This is a genomic window from Streptomyces sp. CoH27, assembly GCF_020181035.1.
Taxonomy (GTDB): domain Bacteria; phylum Actinomycetota; class Actinomycetes; order Streptomycetales; family Streptomycetaceae; genus Streptomyces; species Streptomyces camelliae.
Genome location: NZ_JAIQYY010000058.1, coordinates 1 through 17,146, shown reverse-complemented (window position 1 = coordinate 17,146; position 17,146 = coordinate 1). Strand labels below are relative to the sequence as shown.

Genomic DNA, 17,146 nt, shown 5'->3' with positions numbered 1-17,146 from the left:
CCATGGTGCTGGTGGATCTCCTTCGCCAGGATCGTAACCCTGGCATCAGGGACTCCACGAAACGGGGTGCAGCTCAGTGCAGCTCATGATCGTCAAGAGCTCAACGACGGCACCGGCCATGGAAGCCCATCTGGTGAGCTGTCTGGTGGCCGTCCGGCTATCACCTAGTCGTGATACTCGTCCTGAACCACACCGGCGTTCGAGCTCGGCGACCTGCTGGTTGAGGGCCATCACTTCCTTCGCCGGCGTGTGGACCAGATGGGCGGCCAGTTTCTCGCCGGGCAGGCTGGTGCGCTGCCGTTCGGCGGCCTGGACGGCGATCTCGGCGAGCCGGTCGGGGCGGATGACGCGGCGGTTGTGGAGCCAAGTCGCCAGCCGCTTGGCGCCGAGCCTGGGGCGTCAGGCGGCCAATCGATGCCAGCCACAGTCGGCAGAAGGTTGAAAGCCACACCCGACGCCCCTGGGTGGGCCAACCATACGAAGGGCTGGCCCGGTCCCGTGGAAGAACGTAGGGAAGGCTGAGCGCCGGGAGACTGTGGCCCGGATACTCAGGGCATGGAATTTGTCTTCTTCATGACCCTTCCCGGGCTCGTCATCGTGCTGACCTTGCTGGCCTTTGTTGACCAGTTTCTGTTGCGCGCGGGACGGGCCGGGATGCTGCCATGGCGGAACAGCGCACGTCAGGGCCAGATATCAGCGACCGGGTTCGAGCAGCTGCACGCGAGTCTCTCGCCGGGCAAGCAGAACGAGCTGAAGGAGCGGCAGTCGGCACTGATCCTGCCGGACAACGAGGATGACGGCGCTCCGCCGAACAAGACAACGATCGATCTGGACGGAGGGACCGCGGTCGTCCGGATGCCTCGCTCCAGCCATTAGCAGGCTCACTCAACCTCCGATGGCACAAACTCAAGGTTCGCTGCCACAGGACAGCGGGCAGGTGAACCAGCCGTCGCGTCTGGACATGCTGCGGTTCGCCCGCCGCGTCGTCGAGCAGCAGACCGCTCGGCAGCTGGCCCTGATCAACCGGTGGATCGCCGACGAAGAACGACGCGAGCGCGAGCGGCGGCAGGGCGGGGAACGCCAGCTGCCGGAACCGGATTGGCTGATCCAGTACGGGCCCATCCGCAATCGCGGCCAGAACCAGTTGCACGACCGTCGACACCATGATCGCCAACTCTCATGACACTGGCCACAACTCCGGCCCGCCGCCTTCGACCAGCAGTGCTCTCCTCGCTCCCAGACGTCCGCGGCGACAGCCTCGCCGCCACCGATATCGGTCCGTGACGGCGACGATCCCTACTCCGACCACTGCGGGCGGGACGAGCAGGAACTCGACCGGCGCCCCGTGTCCTTCCCCGGCAGATCGCGCTACGGCTTCCTGATACTGTTCCACTCCCAGTGCTGCGCCGCCGACTGGGGTTACGTCTAGGGTCCGAAGTCCAGCAAGTGGGCTTGGCACATCGTCGCCCACCGGATAGGCGACCAAGCCGCCGCCCCTCCGCCTTCTCCGGCAACCACCGCCCGAACTCCTGGGGCAACGTGCTCTCCACTCGCACCAGCTGCGTATGGGCGGAGGCCTGCATCACCGAAGGCAAGGCGCAGTCCTCACACACGATCAGCGACTGCTTGCAAGACCACGGCACAGTCACCGGCACGAGCAGCAGCGCCTCGCGCGCACCATGACGCCGTCCGCCGGCGAACGAAGAGCCAAGTCCCTCCCTGGCCAGGTGGTTTGACAAGACACAGAGACACCCCGGAAGCCCTGAAGGCCTGCTGGGTAGTCTTGTTCGGGTATTTCATTCTGCTGGCCCTTTCTCATCCGGGGCTGGTGTGCCTGGTTGGCCTGGTTGCCTCTTGCGTGCGTGGAGTTGGACGAGTCATGGTTACCGGGGGTTCGCCAAAGACCTTCAGAATCCACCAGAATCACACGCCCCGCTTGCGTAACGCCCTTACCCCTGCATTGGAAGGGTTATTTGTCATGCACACAACTCGCCCTGCCCGTGCCGTTGCCGTTGCGGCACTGGCCGCGGCGCTCGCCACGGGCATCGCTGCCCCGGCCGGCGCCGCAACTGTGGCCAGCAGCAGCACTGTCGAGGCTGCGGCCACCACCGCTCCCTCGTACGATCAATGGCTGGCTGACGTCACCACGGTCACAGATCAGGCGCAGACCTACCTCGCGTCTGCTCTCGCCCAGGTTCCCTCGGGCGAGCAGCCGGCGATCGTGCTGGACATCGACAACACGGCGCTGGAGTCGTACTACAAGGGCGGCTACCCGACCCCGGCCACCCCGCAGGTGCTGGCGCTGGCCAAGTACGCCCACGCACACGGCGCCAAGGTCTTCTTCATCAGCGCTCGTCCCGAGCTGATCAATGCCGCCACCAGCTACAACCTGGACGAGGTCGGCTACCCCGTCGACGGCCTTTACTCCCGTGACCTGTACTGGCTCACCCAGCCGATCCAGGACTTCAAGACCATGGTCCGCAAGAACCTGACCAGCGACGGTTACACCATCGTCGCCAACATCGGCAACAACTCGACGGATCTGAACGGAGGTTACGCTCAGGCCGTGTTCAAGCTGCCCGATTACAACGGCCTGCTCGACTGAATCGAGCGATCCGGGCCTGCGGCTGTCTGTGGCCGTGAGCCCGGATCTCCCGGATCGCCCGGCGGGAACTGCCGCATCCGGTCGGCCGCATCCCGACGAAGGGGCTCGTGACACGAGGAGGGACGCCATCGAGTGAGGCGTTGCCTGTGGCGCCGATGACGGCGGAGAAGATCCGCTCCCGAAAGGTGGTCGGCACATGGATCCGCAGTACCTGGCGGCCCGCCAGGATGAGGCCACGGAACTCCTCCATCAGGTTTGCTGTTGCGAGGCAGGCGTTCCGTGGACGTTCAGGACGCGGGCAAGCGTGAGGCCGCCGAGCCCGGCGCCGATGATCTTCGTGTCCTTCGGCGGGGGTGGAGGCGGAGTCTGTGATGGTGAGGATGCTGTGGAGGACAGGAGACACGCTTCCGGGCTCGCGGGATCCTCCCTACCCTCACGGAGTCATGACAACAGAACACGCGCGGCAGTCGCAGCCGGCCGTCGGGCATTCCCGCAGACGTTTCCTCACGGCCGCGGGCGGCGCGGTCGGCGCGACCGCGTTAGGGCCCGTAGCGCGGGCCGCCGCTGCCACGCCGCCCCGCCGGCGCGTCGCAGTCCTGGGCGGCGGGGTCTCCGGGCTCAGCGCCGCCCATGAGCTCGCCGAACGCGGCTACGCCGTCACCGTCTACGAGTACTACGACACCCTCGGCGGCAAGGCCCGCTCGATGGACGTCCCCGGCACGGCGGCCGGCGGACGGGGGCCCCTGCCCGGCGAGCACGGCTTCCGCTTCTTCCCCGGCTTTTACCGGAACCTGCCGGACACGATGCGCCGTATCCCCTTCCCCGGCAACGCCGGCGGCGTCCACGGCAACCTCCGCAACGCCACCGAGGAGTTGTTCGCGCGCGGCTCGGGCCGCCCGGACCTGCACTTCCCGCTGCGCCGGGTCACGACCCCGCCGGCGCCCGGCGACATCACCGCGTCCTGGATCCGCGACCAGCTCCTGTCCGTCCTGGATGTGGGCACTCGCCTGCCCGCCCACGAGGCGGCCTACTTCGCCGACCGTCTCCTCGTCCACCTCACCAGTTGCGACGCCCGCCGCGAGGGCCAGTGGGAGAAGGTCGCCTGGTGGGACTTCATCCGCGCGGGCGAGATGAGCAGGGAGTACCAGACGCTCCTCGGCATCGGGCAGACCCGCAACCTCGTCGCCACCCGCGCCGAGGTGGCGTCGACCAGGACGGTCGGCCGCGTCATCATCGAGGCTCTGATCCTGTGGGGCCTGCTCGGCCGCGGGCTGGACGGCGACGCCGACATCGACCGCGTCCTGAACGCCCCCACGAGCGAGGCCTGGATCGACCCCTGGGAGGCGCATCTGCGCTCGCTCGGCGTCGAATTCGTCACCGGGACCCAGGTCCTGGAGGTCGGGTACGAGGGCGGGCAGGTGACCGGGGTCCGGGTCGCGGCCCGCGACGGCGGCCACGAGCGCACGGTGACCGCCGACCACTACGTCTCCGCGATGCCCGTCGAGCACGCCCGCGCCACCTGGGGCAGGGCCCTGCGCGCCGCCGACCCGCAGCTCGGCCGGTGCGACGCGCTGAAGACGGACTGGATGACCGGCGTGATGTTCTATCTGCGCACGCCCACACCTGTCGTGCACGGCCACATCAACTGCCTCGACTCCCCCTGGTCGGTGACGGCCGTCGGCCAGGCGCAGTTCTGGGACGTACGGGACTTCTCCCGCGACTACGGCGACGGGCGGGCCCACGACTGCCTCTCCGCGATCATCTCGGAGTGGGACAAGCCCGGCATCCTGTACGGCAAGACGGCCAAGGAGTGCACGCGGGACGAGATCGTCGCCGAGCTGTGGGCGCAGCTGAAGGACGGGCTGAACGACGCGGGCAAGACCACGCTCAGGGACGAGGACCGCCTCGGCTGGTTCATGGACCCGGCCGTGACGGGCCTGGGCGGCCCTGACCCGCACAACCGCGAACAGCTCCTCATCCACCCGACGGGCACGCTCTACCATCGCCCTTCGGCGCGGACGGCGATCCCGAACTTCTTCCTCGCGGGCGACTACGTCCGCACCGACGTCGACCTCGCGACCATGGAAGGCGCCAACGAGTCCGCACGGCGAGCCGTCAACGCCCTGCTCGACGCGGACCGTTCGGACGCCGAGCGGTGCCGCGTGTGGGAGCTGTACCGGCCGCCGGAGATGGAGCCCCTGAAGCGGATCGACGAGGTGCGCTACCGGCTGGGTCTGCCCAACACCTTCGACCTGGGGTGAGCCGGAAGAGCCCCTCGACGTCCTGTCACGCGGGGTGTTCACCGGAGCCCGCGAGCCATCGGCCGTCTCCAGCGGCGAGTTGCGGCGGCTGTGGAGCAGGCAGACGGCCGGCGCCAGCCACCCGCCGAAGAGCAGGCAGGTGTCCAGCGGCAGTTCGTAGAGCAGGTAGCCGCAGGCGACGACGGACAGGAGCGGCACCACCGGGTGTCCGGGCACCCGGAACGCCCGCTCGACATGCTCGCGATCGGCGCGGGGGTGGCAGCGGCGGGGCCGACCGCCTGGCTCGCCCAGGCACGCGATCGCGACACGGCCGACATCATCGCCGATGTCGAGAAGACGGCCGCAGTCCACGGAGCGTTGGGCATCGTGAAGTTGCTGTTCAGGGTGGCTGGCGTGCGGGTTGTTCGGTGTACTGGCCTTGTTCGCGGGCGGCAGTCTGACGGGTAGATCGTCTGTCAGGGCGGCTACCCGGGTTTCGGCCCGCCGGTGGGCACACCGCTCCGACTCTCGCGGCCATGACGGATTGCGACTTGCTGGAACGCATCGCCGCGCGGCACGCGGAGCTGGACGAGCTGGAGGGGCAGCTGGTCAGGCAGTTGGAGGAGGTGCGGGCCGACCGGGACGAACTCGCTGTCGTTGTACGGGTCCTGACGCGAATGCGCGAGCAGCTCGCCCAGGAGTCGGCCGTCGCCGCTCAGGAGTCGGCCCAGGCCGGCGGGCAGGCGGTGCTGCTGGTCCCGCACCGCGGACCCGGCGTGGAGGAGAACGCGCTGCCGGGCGAGTACCAGCGGATCCTTGCCGCAGTCCGCGCGGCGGGTGGGCCGGTGATGACGCGGCAGGTCGGTGAGGCACTCGGACTGGGCACCGGCATCCGCGGGAGGCTGGAACCGCTGCGCAGGAAGCTGTCCAAGCTCGCCGGGCGGGGCTGGCTGCGCAGACTGCCCGACGGCCGCTTCGCCGCCCGCCCGTAACGCCAGTGCCCCGGGACTCGTTGAGAATTGAGCGACGAAACCTGGCTGTGCCATCTCATGACATTGGTTCCTCGCTGTCAGGCCTGGCGGGCGTAGGACGCGAGGCGATCGGCGAGCGCGATGACGAGGTCGCGCAGTTCATCGGGGCGCTCGATGACGAACGGCCGGTCGAGTGAGGCGAGTACCGGAGGCAACCAGTCGAGCCGCTCCGCCCGCAGCTCGACGCGCAGCCAGCGCTCGGTCGCCCGGTCCTCGCCTGCCACGGCCGCGTACTCCTCCAGGCTCGCGACGCCGGCGGGAAGGCGGGCGCGGATCTGCTCAACCGTCCCGTGGATCCGCAAGGTCACCTTGTGCCGGTACTCGGCCGTGGCGAAGGCTGACAACAGGCGATGTGCCGGATCGGGACCCGCGGGCGCTTCGAATGAGCCGGGCAGGGTCCGTGCGTCTGCGATGCGATCGAGCCGGAAGGTTCGGTCCTCGCCGATCTGGGCGTCCTCGCCCGTGACGTACCACCGGCCCGCATGGGCGACGATCCCGTACGCGTGCAGCGTGCGTTCGCTGCGCCGTCCGTCGCGGTCGGTGTAGCGGATCGAGACCGGTCTGCGGTGGCGCACCGCATCGGCGATGGTGAGCAGGACCTCGGAGTCCGGGGTGTCGAAATCATCGGGCTGATCCGTGAAGGCGACGGCCTCCAGGAGTGTGTCGAGCCTGCGGGCGATGTGCTTGGGCAGCACTCGCCGGATCTTCGCCGATGCCGTCTCGCTCGCCGTGCGCTGCGTCGTCGTCAACCCCGCTCGGCGGCCGGCGACCAGGCCGAGCAGCACGGCCAGCGCCTCGTCGTCGCTGAACATGAGCGGAGGCAAGCGGTACCCGGGGGCGAGCCGGTACCCGCCGTAGCGGCCGCGCACCGATTCCACGGGCACGTCCAGGTCGATCAGCTGGTCCACATACCGCCGCACGGTGCGCCCTTCGACGCCGAGCCGGTCGGCGAGTTCGGCCACCGTCCGGGTGCCGCCCGACTGCAGCAGCTCCAGGAGTGTCAGCACGCGGCCGGTGGGTCGAGGCATGTTCGCAGTCTAGCGCGAATACAGGACCGATTCTGTCCACTATTTCTCCTAGTCTGCGACGTGCACGCCTCCATCACAGCCAAGGAAAATCCCATGGACTTCATCTCGATCCGCATCATCACCAGCGACGTAGCGCGCCTCGTCGACTTTTACGAGCGCGCCACAGGGGCGCAGGCGACGTGGGCCAACGAAGACTTCGCCGAACTCAAGACCGCGGGCGCCACCCTCGCGATCGGCAGCACCCGCACCGTCCCGCTGTTCGCCCCGGGCTCTGCCCGCCCGGCGGACAACCACAGCGTGATCACCGAGTTCCTCGTCGACGACGTGGACAGCGTTCACCAGAACCTGACCGGCTTCGTCACCGACTTCGTGACCGAGCCCACCACGATGCCCTGGGGCAACCGGTCGCTGCTGTTCCGTGACCCCGACGGCAACCTCGTCAACTTCTTCACCCCCGTCACCCCAGCGGCCATCGAAAAGTTCGCACGCTGACGCCCCGCACAGCCGCTCAACCGGGAGCCCCGAGCCCCCAGGGCACCCGGTGAACGCGGCCGCCCAGTCCAGGAACGCCACCAGCAGGGCACATCGGAACGCACCGCTGACCCTCGAAGGACGTCTGCGCTTGTGTCTGCGGATCGACGCCGGACGTCCGATCGCGCACGTGGCTGCGGAAGCCGGGATCTCCCGCCGCTGCCTGGCCAAGTGCTACGTCCGCCGGCGCGCGCACGGCGAGAACGGACTACTCGACCGCTCCTTCCGCCCCTCCACCAACCCCGCCCGCACCCCTGAGGACATCGCTGACCTGGTGGAGGAGTTGCGGCGGCAGACCAAGCACGGGCCGGCCCGGCTCGCCGCCGACCTCCAGCCGCTGCACGGCGTCACACTCGCGCCCGCGACCGTTCACCGCATCCTGGTGAGGCGAGGACGTGGGCCGGCTCCGGGACCTCCAACCACCGACCCGCGAGCAGCTGCACGAGGTCATCCGCTACGAGCACGACCGGGTCGGCGACCTGGTTCACGCCGACGTCAAGAAGCTCGGACGCATCCCGACCGGCGGCGGCCGGCAGATGCACTGCGTCGGCACCGGCACCGGCGCCGGCACCGGCACCGGCACCGGCAAGGTCGGATGCACGTACCTGCATTCGGCGCTCGCCGACCACTCCGGGCTCGCCTGCACCGAGGCCCTGGACGATGAGAAGGCCGTCACCGCTGTTCTGTGGGCTGTCCGGAGCAATGTAGCCCGCGCCCGCTTGTGTCTGCTGCGAGGCCCCCACGCCACGCTGGACCATTGGCCTGGTCAAGACGCAGGGACGTGTCTGAGTGGCATCGAGGGGAATTGACCGATGGACAGAGCCAGACGTCCGGATCGTAGAGCGCTGCTTGCCGGCGGACTTGCGGGCGCCATGGTCGCGCTCGCGGGGTGCTCATCGTCGAGGGCCGCCTCGTCGGCGACCAGCGCTTCGCCGGAAGCGCGGCCCACCACGCCCGCCACGGCATTCGCGCGGCTGATGGAAGGCAACAAGCGCTGGGTGAGCGGAGACCTTCAACACCCCGACCGGGATCCGAACCGGCGTCAGCTCGTGGCCCAGGAGCAGGAGCCTTTTGGGGCGATCCTCTCGTGTATCGACTCCCGAGTGCCGCCTGAGCTCCTCTTCGATACCGGCCTGGGTGACCTGTACGTGATGCGCACCGGTGGGGAGGCGGTCGGCCCGGTGGTCACTGGCTCTGTCGAGTACGGGCCTATGACGAGTGGCACCCCCCTCATCGTGGTCCTCGGGCATCAGCGCTGCGGCGCTGTCAAGGCGGCGTACACGTCCCTTCGTGACGGCAAACCGCTGCCCGGCAACCTGCAGGCGATCGTCGAGGCCCTGCAGCCGGCGTACAAGCAGGCTGTCCGGGAGGGTGGCGCCGACCCGGTCGAGACCATGGCCCGCGCCCAGGTCAAGTTGACCGCGGCCGATCTGCGATCCAACCAGGACCTGGCCCCACTCGTGGGAAAGGGCGCCCTTGCCGTGGTCGGCGCCTACTACTCGCTCGACACCGGCAAGGTGGAAGTCCTGGCCGGCGCGCCCTCCTGAGCGGTCGGACGACTCGAATGGCCGACGAGGTACTGACGGACGCGGACTGCGAGTACCGCACGAGGCTGTCGAAACTCGGCTCTGGCACAGATCTTGGGGACCGGACCGGTCACGGAACATGAGAATGTCGTTCGATTCGGGGGGCGTACCGGTGAGAGAGCTCGATCGGCTCCGCTGCCGGACACGGCCGCTGGACCCGGTGCTCGCTGCCGGGTCAGCGGTCGTCAACGCCACATACTCCCGGAGCGGCTCAACGGGACGTACCGCATGGATCGTCACGAGTTGACGGGCCAGCAGGGGAACGCGCGCCTCCAATCCCTCATTGTCGAGGACCGTCCGGCCCGCCAGATGGGTTATCAGGAGCGATGGATACTCGCAGTGAGCTGCGGTCGGATCAACCGCGACCAAGTCCAGGAGGCGGCACACCGGTCCCCGTGAGCAGGGTCAGGGCGTTGGCCTCCCGGCTCAGCCGGTCCGCGGCGTGCCTTGCGTAGCGCAAGTCGACGAAGCTCCGCAGGACCAGGCCACGGGTGCCTCCGTCCCGCGTGTTGACGGTCAGCCTCCACATTTCGGCGGTGATGCCGCCGTACAGCGCCTCGGCTTTGACGACCTGTTCGCCGACCATCAGGTGCCGGCTCACCCACGCCAGGGTCCTCGGTCGGACAGATGCCTCCTCATCCTGGTTGGTCACCGTGCCACCTCACCCTTCGGACGGCGGCTTGCGCAAAAGCCTTCGGCCTCTCCCAGAGCAAAGCTGCATGAACGTCCGGCTCAGCGTTTGATGCCTACGCCCGCCAACAGGCTGATCTGGGCGTCCGTGGGCTCCGATCCGTCGGTGGTTCCGGCGGGCCGCCAGCGGTGGCAGCAGACGATGCCGGGGTCGATCAGGTCGAGTCCGTCGAAGAAGCGGCGGACGTCGCTGTGCGAACGGAACTTCACCGGAGACCCGGCCTTGGTGTAAACCTCCGCGACCTTGTTCCAGGTGACGGGGTCGAAGTCGGGCGTGCAGTGGTTCATGGCGAGGGCGCTGCCCGCCGGGAGCGGGTCGAGCAGCCGGCGGACGATCGCGTACGGATCGTGCGGCTCGGTGACGAAGTGCATGAGCGCGTTGAGGGAGAGCGCGATCGGCTGGTCGAAGTCCAGGACCTCCGAGGCCTCCACGGCGCTCATCAGCGCATCAGGGTCGGTGACGTCGGCTTCGACGTAGGCCGTGCGTCCCTGCGTCGTGCTGCGCATGAGGCGTTCGGCGTACTTCAGGACGAGGGGGTCGTTGTCGGCGTACACGATGCGGGCATCGAGGGCGACGGACTGGGCGACCTGGTGCAGGTTGGGCTCGGTCGGGATGCCCGTGCCGATGTCGAGCCATTGGCGGATGCCGTGCTCCTGCGCCAGGACCCGGGTGGCCCGGTGCATGAACGCCCGGTTCTCGCGGGCGGTCACGTAGATGCCCGGATGGGCTTCGGCGGCGACCAGGGCCGCCTCCTTGTCGATCTCGAAGTGGTCCTTGCCGCCGAGGAAGTAGTCGTACATCCGGGCTGAGTGCGCCTTGCTCGTGTCGAGATCCCGGCCCGCCTGCCTGCTGGTCATGTTCTCCCTTTCACGCGTGTGTCTGTCGGCCCGCAGGCCAGGAGCGGGACCGGTGTCGCCGTCCCTCATGTCTGCCGCCGGTTCACCCGGCGGCCAAGTGATCGGCCAGGCCCTCTTTGACCCCGCGGACGAAAGCGGCGATCTCCTCCGGCGAGTAGATCAGCGCCGGCCCTGCCGGGTCGGTCGACTGCCGCACGGCCACGCGGCCGTCGGCGAGTAGTTTCGCCTCGACGCATTGACCGCCGTTCGGTCCGCTCCAGGGCCGCTCCCAGCCCTGTTCCCCGAGCTCGCGGGCCGGCATTCCGTTGTAGACGCCCTCGTCGGTGAATGTCACGAGTACTCCTTGCGCATGCGGTTCAAGAGCGCTCTGCTGTCCTCGGACGACGTCAGCAGCGCCATACGGGAATGCGCCTCAAGATGGGCGACGACGTCCGCGCGCTGGTCCAGGTAGACGGAGGCGGACAGGAGTTCGCTGTAGACGATGTCGGGCAGCTCGGGTTCCTCGAACCGGAAATACGTGAACGGCGCGCATGCCCCGACATGCGCACCCGCGGTGAAGGGCACGATGTCGACGCTGATGTGCGCGAGCTCGGACACGTCCAGGAGCCGCTCGATCTGCTCCCGCATCACGTCGGCGCTGCCCACTGCCCGGTGCAGGACGGCTTCCTCCATGACCACCCACAACGTGGGGGCGTCCTCCCGCTCCAGCAGGCTCTGGCGGCGTAGCCGCAGCTCCACGCGGCGCGCGAGCTCCTCCTCGCTGCCGTGCGGCAATCCGCCGCGCAGTACGGCGCGGGCGTAGTCAGGGGTCTGCAGAAGGCCGGTGACGTACTGGGGTTCATAGGTGCGCAGGGTCTTGGCGCTGGTCTCCAGGCTGACGTAGGCGGTGAACCAGCTGGGGACGGCGTCTCGGTAGGAGTGCCACCAGCCGGGCTGGTTGGCCTGCTCGGCCAGGTCGACGAACTCGTCGATCACCTGGCGCTCCGCCCCGTAGGTCTCCAGGAGCTTCTCCACGTAGAGAGGCTTCAGCGCGACCTCGGCCTTTTCCAGCCGGCGGATCGTCAGGGTCTTCACGCGCAGGGCCTTTGCCGCGTCCTCCAGCGAGGCGCCGGCGTCGAGCCGCATGTCCTGCAGCCGACGGCCGAGGATCATACGCAGGACTGTCGGTGCGCTGGTGCTGGAACGGGCTTCGCTCACGCCCACCCTCCTGAGGGGCCATCAACAACTCCATTCTGGCAGTGACTTAGTGTCGACGCCAAGGTGATACCCGCGCTGCTGAAATTATCAGGGAGTCGGTTGCAGCGTGAGCGCGATCACGCGCATAGTTGACCTGTGAGCGGTCAAGTCACAGCTCTGACGCAGCATCCGCCCTGAACGGGACACGCGATGCTGATGCCGTCGTCGGCACCCCCATCGCAGGGCGCCTGCCTCGTCATACGCCTCTCACCACTCAAGCTGGGGCCCGCATCCCCACACCGCGCCCGCCCCCGAGAAGGCACTGGAAGGCGACATCCGTGACTCTGCCCACGCCCCCAGCCCCGCCCTTAGCCACGACCGTGTCTCGTCGGGAGTGCTGGTTCGGCCTGCCCGCCCTGCGCACCAGCGTGAGATCCGCCCGCGACACCGTGCGCGACCGGCTCCGTGCCTGGAAGGTGCCCGGCGATACCTGCTGCGACGCGGTGCTGCTGGTCTCCGAGCTGACCACGAACGTTGTACTCCACACCGACAGCAGTCATGTCCTGTGTGGCCTCACGCTGACCGGCGACGAACGGCGCCTGCGTATCGAACTCCACGACGACGGCCGCACCCCGGTCTGCCCGCCCGAGCACCGCGCCGGCCCCGGCGAGGAGGGCGGGCGGGGCCTGTTCCTCGTCCAGCAACTCGCCGACCGATGGGGCTCCGCATGCTCGACGCGCACCGAAGGAAAGGTTGTCTGGGCAGAGTTGACGGCCTGCCCCTGATGCCATGGGCACCGGTCGGCACCGAATATGGCGCTCGCCCGGCAGCGACAGCCTGGATACAGCGCAGCCAGGACCGGCCGGCTGCGCACCGGACCAGTTGCCCGTCCAACGGCAGAGACGCAGTCGGCACCGCACAGCCCCGCTACGTCCCCTTCGCGATGCGGGGAATCCCTTCTCCTCGATCCATCTACAGAAGGCGCCCATGACCCCCCACGGCGAAATCGCTTCTCCTGTCGTGCTGTACGTATGCGCCGACCGAGCCCCGAGCGCGCCCGGGCCGGCCACGCAGTGCGCGCGGACAGAAGGCCACGCATTCGCCCGGGAGCGCGGACTGGCGATCGCCGAGGTCGTCACCGACACGTACGGCGAGCCCGACCCGGCCCAGCGCAGAGGGTGGCGGCGTGTGAGACAGCTGGTACAGACAGGCCACGTCACTGCGGTACTCGTCCGCTGGCCCAGCGCCATTGCCCCGGAGTCCGCGCATGAACTCCGGCACCGCGAGACCGCCTGGCTCCGCGACCACGGCGTGCGCGTCTGGTACACCTGGGCGCCCTTGGCATCGAGGAGCGCACCAGATCCACCGCATCCCATTTGAGATCTTCGGGATAAGTCTTCCGCTTTGTCACCTTGGATCACTTCTCCTGGATGCCGAGACGTCCAACGTCCAGGTGTCGGAATCTCGGGGGTCACTCCACCTGGCAGCTGGCCCTCGCGAACGACCAGGACAGCCCGGTCAACCTGTGGAGCGAAGGGGTACACCTGACCGAACCGGGCGACACCGTGCTGCTCCAGCAGACCGAGCGGATCCTCGCCGATCACCGCATCGTCGAGAAGCTCCTCGGCTACCCGCTCCTGGAGCGCGACGCCGCGCTCGCCACGTACGGCCCGATGTTCACCCGGTACCGGCCGGGTCGGCTATGACGGCCGACCATGCTGACGGTGTGGGTGCAGTCCACGATGCGGGCTCTGCGATCACGGTTGGGGGGTGCCGGCGTGTGTGGCGAAGCAAGTGACTGTGTGACGAAGCAGCTGATGGGGATGAGGACGTCGACGAAAGCGCCGGCGTCGAACTGGATGGGGGCGTTGCTCCACATCGCGTGCGGGATGCGGACAATCTCCTGACTCTGGGCGACGGGCCAGCGCTTCGCGTCGGCCGGGGCGGTCAGGGTGAGGTCAGCGCGCAGGGACAGGTCGGCGCCCGTGCGCATCTTCTCCCAGGCCGCGCAGGTGCCGGTCCGTCACGGTCGTCTCCAGCGTGAGGTGCCTCATGGATTCAGCCCGACGGGTCCCGTTGGGGCGTGGAGGGGGCCGACGTAGCTGGCGGGGTTTGGCATGTCGTGTACCCAGAGGCTGAGCGGACACGTCGTTCTGCCAGCCCGCCGAGAAAACCCATTGCGAGTGACCCGCATTGGATGTCTGATTGATCGGCCACCGATCAGGGGAGGGAACATGAGTATGTCGCTGCCCACCCCGTCGTTGCGCACCGCTCGCCTTCGGCTGCGTGCCTTCGAAGACGCGGATGCGAACGCCCTCTTCGCACTGCACAGCAGCGCCTACGTACTGCGCTACTGGGACGCGCCACCGTGGAGCGAACGCGTGCGCGCCGAGAAGTTCATCACGGCTTGCCGACAGATGGCACAGGAGGGCACCGGGGCTCGGCTGGCCGTGGATCGTGTCTCCGACGGGGCGTTCATCGGCTGGTGCAGCCTGAACCGGTGGAATCCGGACTACCGCAGCGCGTCGCTCGGCTACTGCTTCGGCGATGCAGCGTGGGGCCACGGCTACGCGACCGAGGCCTCGCGCGCTTTGCTGGGGTGGGCATTCGACACGCTGGACCTAAATCGCGTCCAAGCTGAGACCGATACGCGCAACGTGGCATCCGCCCGCGTGCTGGAGAAGCTCGGCTTCGTGCGTGAAGGGACGTTGCGGGAAGACTGCGTCGTCAACGGCGAGGTCTCTGACTCGTGGGTCTACGGGCTGCTCAGGCGGGAGTGGCGGCCGTCATCCGAGCCGGTTCCCACCCACTGAGTTCCGTCGCTCGGCACTGCTGCCAGGCGTCGGCGCTCTGGTCGAAGTCCTCCTTGTAGGTGCGGCGCTGGGTGAGGTCGGATTCGGTCAGCTCTCTTCCGCGGGCCCCAGACCGGCTCGGTCTCGGGTGGGGGCGGGGCGTCGTGGGTCTGGACGGTGATGGTGCCGGTGCCGGTGCCGGTGTCGGTGTCGGTGTCGGTGAGGATGTGCGCCGTCGCTGCCGATGGGCCCGCGCACCGAAAGCCGTATGGCCACTCGCAGCCATTCGTAGTCCTCGCCGAGCGCGAGGAGGTAGCCGTACTCGCCGGTCTCCGGCGCCAGGATGGTCTCAGCGATGATCATCGTGGTCTCCTCACGCAGAGGGGGCACCCCCGGCTCGCAGGGGTGCCCCATGGTGGCGTTCGGGCCAGCGTGTCAGGCCGTCAGGCGACGACGTAGAACGGGTCGTTGTCCATGACGTGCATCGGCCGGCGCCAGTTCGTGATCCGGGCGCCCTGGGTGTTGTTCTCGTTCGGGCTCACCCACGTCGTCCCGCGCTGCGAGGCGGGCAGCTTCGTGCCGCCCTCGGGGTGACGGGACCCGGCCGCGTTCAGAACCTCACGCAGGCACGGCTGTGGTGCCACGGAGGACCAGGTGAGGGGTGAGGACGACTTCCCGGGGCTCGGTACGACCGTGGTCGAGGCGTTCGACGGCGGCGGTCACCGCATGCCGGGCCTGCTCCCGAGCAGCCTGGCTGACGGTGGTCAGGCTGAAGCTGCTCAGCCGGGAAAGCCTGTCATCGTCGTAGCCGGCCACGGACACGGCGCCAGGGACAGAGACACCCGCGCGCGAGGGCAGCGAGGACACCGATGGCGCACTGGTCGTTGAACGCAACAACCGCGGTGGGCAGCCGAGGGCTGTCCAAGACCTGACGGACAGCGCGCTCACCCGCCGCCTCGGTGTTGTCGCCTGCCAGAATCCGGATGTGGTCGTCGAGGCCGTTACGGCGCATGGCGGTGCGGTCGCCGCGGCGCCGGTCGGTGGCGATGACTCCCTTGCCGCCGTGGACGTAGGCGATCTCGCGGTGCCCGAGCCCCACGAGGTGATCGACGATCTGGCCCACGCCGTCGTCGTCCGCCGTACGCACGACGTCGAGCGCGGCGTCCGCGATCCGACGGCCGACAGCGATGACAGGCGCCTTGCCGTCGAGCACGGTGAGCGTGTCGGCGGACATGGTCGGGCCGAGCAGGATCAGAGCCTCGCTGCGGAAGGCCAGCAGGGTCTCCACCGCGACCTCTTCCCGCCGGGTGCGGGTGAGGGTGCTCAGGACAAGGTCGTAGCCGACCTCCTCGGCCGCGGTGTGCAGATGCTCGACCAGTTCGGCATGGAAGGGGCTGTGGATGTCGACCATGACACCGAGCAGCCGGCTGCGCCTGCTGGCCAGCGTGCTCACGGTGCGGTCGACGCGGTAGCCGAGGTCGGCGGCCGCCTGCAGGACGCGCTGGCGGGTCCGCTCGCTCGGGCCGGGGACACCGCGGAGCACCAGTGATACCGATGCCGTGGAGACACCCACGTGTGCCGCGACGTCCTCCAGCCGGGGTCGCTTCGGCGTGCCGTTCCGGCGACGCACGGCGCCGGCACCAACTAGGCTGGCGCAGTGACTGATGAGCATGAGCGGGTGCAGCCGTCGGGAGTGTGGGCCACGGCGGTGGGGGTGGCCAGGGTGCGGGCGCTGGAGACCGAGCGGGTGAACGCGTTGTTCCGCGACCCACTGGCACAGGCCTTCGCCACCGCCGGCGGCTTGTGGCCCTCCTCGCCGCCGCCGCTGCCCGATGACGAGGCAGCGCGACGCCGCCGGCTGGCCGTGTCGTTCTCCATCGTCATCAGGACGAAGTTTCTCGACGACCTGTTGCAGCAGGCCTCCGCGTCCGGGGTCCGGCAGGTCGTGCTGCTCGGCGCCGGCATGGACAGCCGGGCCTTCCGGATGGACTGGCCCGAGGGCACCCGGCTGTTCGAGGTCGACACCGCCGCGCCACTGGACTTCAAGGCTTCGGTGCTGCGCCAGGAGCGGGCCGTCGCACGCTGCGAGCGGATCACCGTCGCGGTGGATCTGCGGGATGACTGGCCAGGCGCGCTGGCCGCCGCGGGGCACGACCCGGCGGCGCCGACCATGTGGATCGCCGAAGGACTGCTGATCTATCTGCCCGAGGACGCGGTGGAGCTGCTGCTGACCCGGATCAGCGCGCAGTCGGCGGCAGGCAGTCGGATGGGGCTGACGTTGGGCTCGCGCGGCGTGATCGAGCGCTTCGGCGCGGACGCCGTGCCGGGATCGGCGGCGTCCATGTGGGTTTCGGAGATGCCCGACGACCCGGTGGGCTGGCTGGCCGGGCACGGCTGGGAGGCCAGCAGCCACACCCTGCGCGAGTGCGCTGCCGCCTATGGCCGCCCGATCAGCACCCCGCCGCAGCACGAGGAGCGGCCCGGCGGACTGATCTCGGCGGTCCGCCGGTAGAGCGCCCCCCCCCGGTTCCCTAGTGCTGTGACCGCATAGGTTCGCCGGGTCGGTGGTCATGGCGGTTGGATGTGTGGTGACGTCTGATCCGACTGCT

At 68.9% G+C, this 17,146-nt stretch carries 18 protein-coding genes and 3 pseudogenes; 14 read left to right on the top strand and 7 right to left on the bottom strand.

Features of this window, described 5'->3' with window-relative positions; translation table 11 throughout:
• The first annotated feature begins 555 nt into the window (after positions 1-555).
• From LE548_RS43465 to LE548_RS43435, 6 genes are all read left to right on the top strand, one after another.
• Positions 556-876 (top strand): DUF6191 domain-containing protein, encoded by a 321-nt coding sequence (locus LE548_RS43465; RefSeq protein ID WP_225102569.1) that lies wholly within the window; start codon positions 556-558, stop codon positions 874-876.
• Between the two features lie 61 nt (positions 877-937).
• Positions 938-1,183: a hypothetical protein gene (locus LE548_RS43460; RefSeq protein ID WP_225102568.1), complete on the top strand. Its 246-nt coding sequence runs from the start codon at positions 938-940 to the stop codon at positions 1,181-1,183.
• Between the two features lie 795 nt (positions 1,184-1,978).
• Positions 1,979-2,605 carry an HAD family acid phosphatase gene (locus LE548_RS43455; protein ID WP_225102567.1) on the top strand — a complete coding sequence of 209 codons (627 nt, stop codon included), beginning with the start codon at positions 1,979-1,981 and terminating at the stop codon, positions 2,603-2,605.
• 443 nt (positions 2,606-3,048) lie between these two features.
• A complete protein-coding gene (locus LE548_RS43445; RefSeq protein WP_225102566.1) occupies positions 3,049-4,866 on the top strand; it encodes an FAD-dependent oxidoreductase in 1,818 nt (605 codons plus the stop codon).
• Between the two features lie 90 nt (positions 4,867-4,956).
• Positions 4,957-5,313: a hypothetical protein gene (locus LE548_RS43440; protein WP_225102565.1), complete on the top strand. Its 357-nt coding sequence runs from the start codon at positions 4,957-4,959 to the stop codon at positions 5,311-5,313.
• 68 nt (positions 5,314-5,381) lie between these two features.
• A complete protein-coding gene (locus LE548_RS43435; RefSeq protein ID WP_225102564.1) occupies positions 5,382-5,837 on the top strand; it encodes a hypothetical protein in 456 nt (151 codons plus the stop codon).
• A 77-nt stretch (positions 5,838-5,914) separates the two neighbouring features.
• Here LE548_RS43435 and LE548_RS43430 read toward each other — a convergent pair whose 3' ends face one another.
• Entirely contained in the window at positions 5,915-6,904 is a 990-nt protein-coding gene (locus LE548_RS43430) for a YafY family protein (RefSeq protein WP_225102563.1), read from the bottom strand.
• Positions 6,905-6,997: 93 nt separating this feature from the next.
• On the opposite strand from LE548_RS43430, the gene LE548_RS43425 reads away from it, so the two are divergent.
• The 4 genes and pseudogenes from LE548_RS43425 (at position 6,998) to LE548_RS43410 (ending at position 8,982) form a co-directional block, all read left to right on the top strand.
• Positions 6,998-7,396 (top strand): VOC family protein, encoded by a 399-nt coding sequence (locus LE548_RS43425; protein ID WP_225102562.1) that lies wholly within the window; start codon positions 6,998-7,000, stop codon positions 7,394-7,396.
• Positions 7,323-7,805 (top strand): annotated as a pseudogene (locus LE548_RS46885) (helix-turn-helix domain-containing protein); the annotation flags it as partial. The gene LE548_RS43425 and the pseudogene LE548_RS46885, both read left to right, overlap by 74 nt.
• 25 nt (positions 7,806-7,830) lie before the next feature.
• The gene (locus LE548_RS43415; RefSeq protein WP_225102571.1) at positions 7,831-8,244 is read left to right on the top strand and encodes a hypothetical protein; all 414 of its coding nucleotides are present in this window, start codon (positions 7,831-7,833) and stop codon (positions 8,242-8,244) included.
• A 63-nt stretch (positions 8,245-8,307) separates the two neighbouring features.
• Positions 8,308-8,982 (top strand): carbonic anhydrase, encoded by a 675-nt coding sequence (locus LE548_RS43410; RefSeq protein ID WP_225102561.1) that lies wholly within the window; start codon positions 8,308-8,310, stop codon positions 8,980-8,982.
• A 213-nt stretch (positions 8,983-9,195) separates the two neighbouring features.
• Here the strand turns inward: LE548_RS43410 and LE548_RS43405 are convergent.
• From LE548_RS43405 to LE548_RS43390, 4 genes and pseudogenes are all read right to left on the bottom strand, one after another.
• Positions 9,196-9,607: pseudogene (locus LE548_RS43405) on the bottom strand (phosphotransferase); the annotation flags it as partial.
• A 146-nt stretch (positions 9,608-9,753) separates the two neighbouring features.
• Positions 9,754-10,569 (bottom strand): SAM-dependent methyltransferase, encoded by an 816-nt coding sequence (locus LE548_RS43400; RefSeq protein ID WP_225102560.1) that lies wholly within the window; start codon positions 10,567-10,569, stop codon positions 9,754-9,756.
• An 82-nt stretch (positions 10,570-10,651) separates the two neighbouring features.
• Positions 10,652-10,870, bottom strand: a complete 219-nt coding sequence (locus LE548_RS43395) for a DUF397 domain-containing protein (RefSeq protein WP_263637259.1) — start codon at positions 10,868-10,870, stop codon at positions 10,652-10,654.
• A 29-nt stretch (positions 10,871-10,899) separates the two neighbouring features.
• Complete coding sequence (locus LE548_RS43390) at positions 10,900-11,766, bottom strand: helix-turn-helix transcriptional regulator (protein WP_225102558.1); 867 nt, start codon at positions 11,764-11,766, stop codon at positions 10,900-10,902.
• A 359-nt stretch (positions 11,767-12,125) separates the two neighbouring features.
• Between LE548_RS43390 and LE548_RS43385 the strand changes: the two genes are divergently transcribed.
• The 3 genes from LE548_RS43385 (at position 12,126) to LE548_RS43375 (ending at position 14,558) form a co-directional block, all read left to right on the top strand.
• Entirely contained in the window at positions 12,126-12,530 is a 405-nt protein-coding gene (locus tag LE548_RS43385) for an ATP-binding protein (RefSeq protein ID WP_225102557.1), read from the top strand.
• Between the two features lie 645 nt (positions 12,531-13,175).
• The gene (locus tag LE548_RS43380; RefSeq protein ID WP_225102556.1) at positions 13,176-13,451 is read left to right on the top strand and encodes a hypothetical protein; all 276 of its coding nucleotides are present in this window, start codon (positions 13,176-13,178) and stop codon (positions 13,449-13,451) included.
• Between the two features lie 534 nt (positions 13,452-13,985).
• A complete protein-coding gene (locus tag LE548_RS43375) occupies positions 13,986-14,558 on the top strand; it encodes a GNAT family N-acetyltransferase (RefSeq protein WP_225102555.1) in 573 nt (190 codons plus the stop codon).
• Positions 14,559-14,980: 422 nt separating this feature from the next.
• Here LE548_RS43375 and LE548_RS43370 read toward each other — a convergent pair whose 3' ends face one another.
• Together LE548_RS43370 and LE548_RS43365 are read right to left on the bottom strand one after the other, a co-directional pair.
• The gene (locus LE548_RS43370; protein ID WP_225102554.1) at positions 14,981-15,181 is read right to left on the bottom strand and encodes a hypothetical protein; all 201 of its coding nucleotides are present in this window, start codon (positions 15,179-15,181) and stop codon (positions 14,981-14,983) included.
• Positions 15,156-16,209 (bottom strand): annotated as a pseudogene (locus LE548_RS43365) (LacI family DNA-binding transcriptional regulator). The gene LE548_RS43370 and the pseudogene LE548_RS43365 overlap by 26 nt, the downstream one beginning before the upstream one ends.
• A 21-nt stretch (positions 16,210-16,230) precedes the next feature.
• On the opposite strand from LE548_RS43365, the gene LE548_RS43360 reads away from it, so the two are divergent.
• Positions 16,231-17,049 carry a class I SAM-dependent methyltransferase gene (locus LE548_RS43360; protein ID WP_225102570.1) on the top strand — a complete coding sequence of 273 codons (819 nt, stop codon included), beginning with the start codon at positions 16,231-16,233 and terminating at the stop codon, positions 17,047-17,049.
• The last annotated feature ends 97 nt before the right edge of the window (positions 17,050-17,146 follow it).

Coding starts and splice junctions, on each gene's coding strand:
- LE548_RS43465 (WP_225102569.1), top strand. CDS start 556: ATGGAATTTGTCTTCTTCATGACCCTTCCCGGGCTCGTCATCGTGCTG.
- LE548_RS43455 (WP_225102567.1), top strand. CDS start 1,979: ATGCACACAACTCGCCCTGCCCGTGCCGTTGCCGTTGCGGCACTGGCC.
- LE548_RS43445 (WP_225102566.1), top strand. CDS start 3,049: ATGACAACAGAACACGCGCGGCAGTCGCAGCCGGCCGTCGGGCATTCC.
- LE548_RS43435 (WP_225102564.1), top strand. CDS start 5,382: ATGACGGATTGCGACTTGCTGGAACGCATCGCCGCGCGGCACGCGGAG.
- LE548_RS43430 (WP_225102563.1), bottom strand. CDS start 6,904: ATGCCTCGACCCACCGGCCGCGTGCTGACACTCCTGGAGCTGCTGCAG.
- LE548_RS43425 (WP_225102562.1), top strand. CDS start 6,998: ATGGACTTCATCTCGATCCGCATCATCACCAGCGACGTAGCGCGCCTC.
- LE548_RS43410 (WP_225102561.1), top strand. CDS start 8,308: ATGGTCGCGCTCGCGGGGTGCTCATCGTCGAGGGCCGCCTCGTCGGCG.
- LE548_RS43400 (WP_225102560.1), bottom strand. CDS start 10,569: ATGACCAGCAGGCAGGCGGGCCGGGATCTCGACACGAGCAAGGCGCAC.
- LE548_RS43395 (WP_263637259.1), bottom strand. CDS start 10,870: ATGCCGGCCCGCGAGCTCGGGGAACAGGGCTGGGAGCGGCCCTGGAGC.
- LE548_RS43380 (WP_225102556.1), top strand. CDS start 13,176: ATGCCGAGACGTCCAACGTCCAGGTGTCGGAATCTCGGGGGTCACTCC.
- LE548_RS43375 (WP_225102555.1), top strand. CDS start 13,986: ATGTCGCTGCCCACCCCGTCGTTGCGCACCGCTCGCCTTCGGCTGCGT.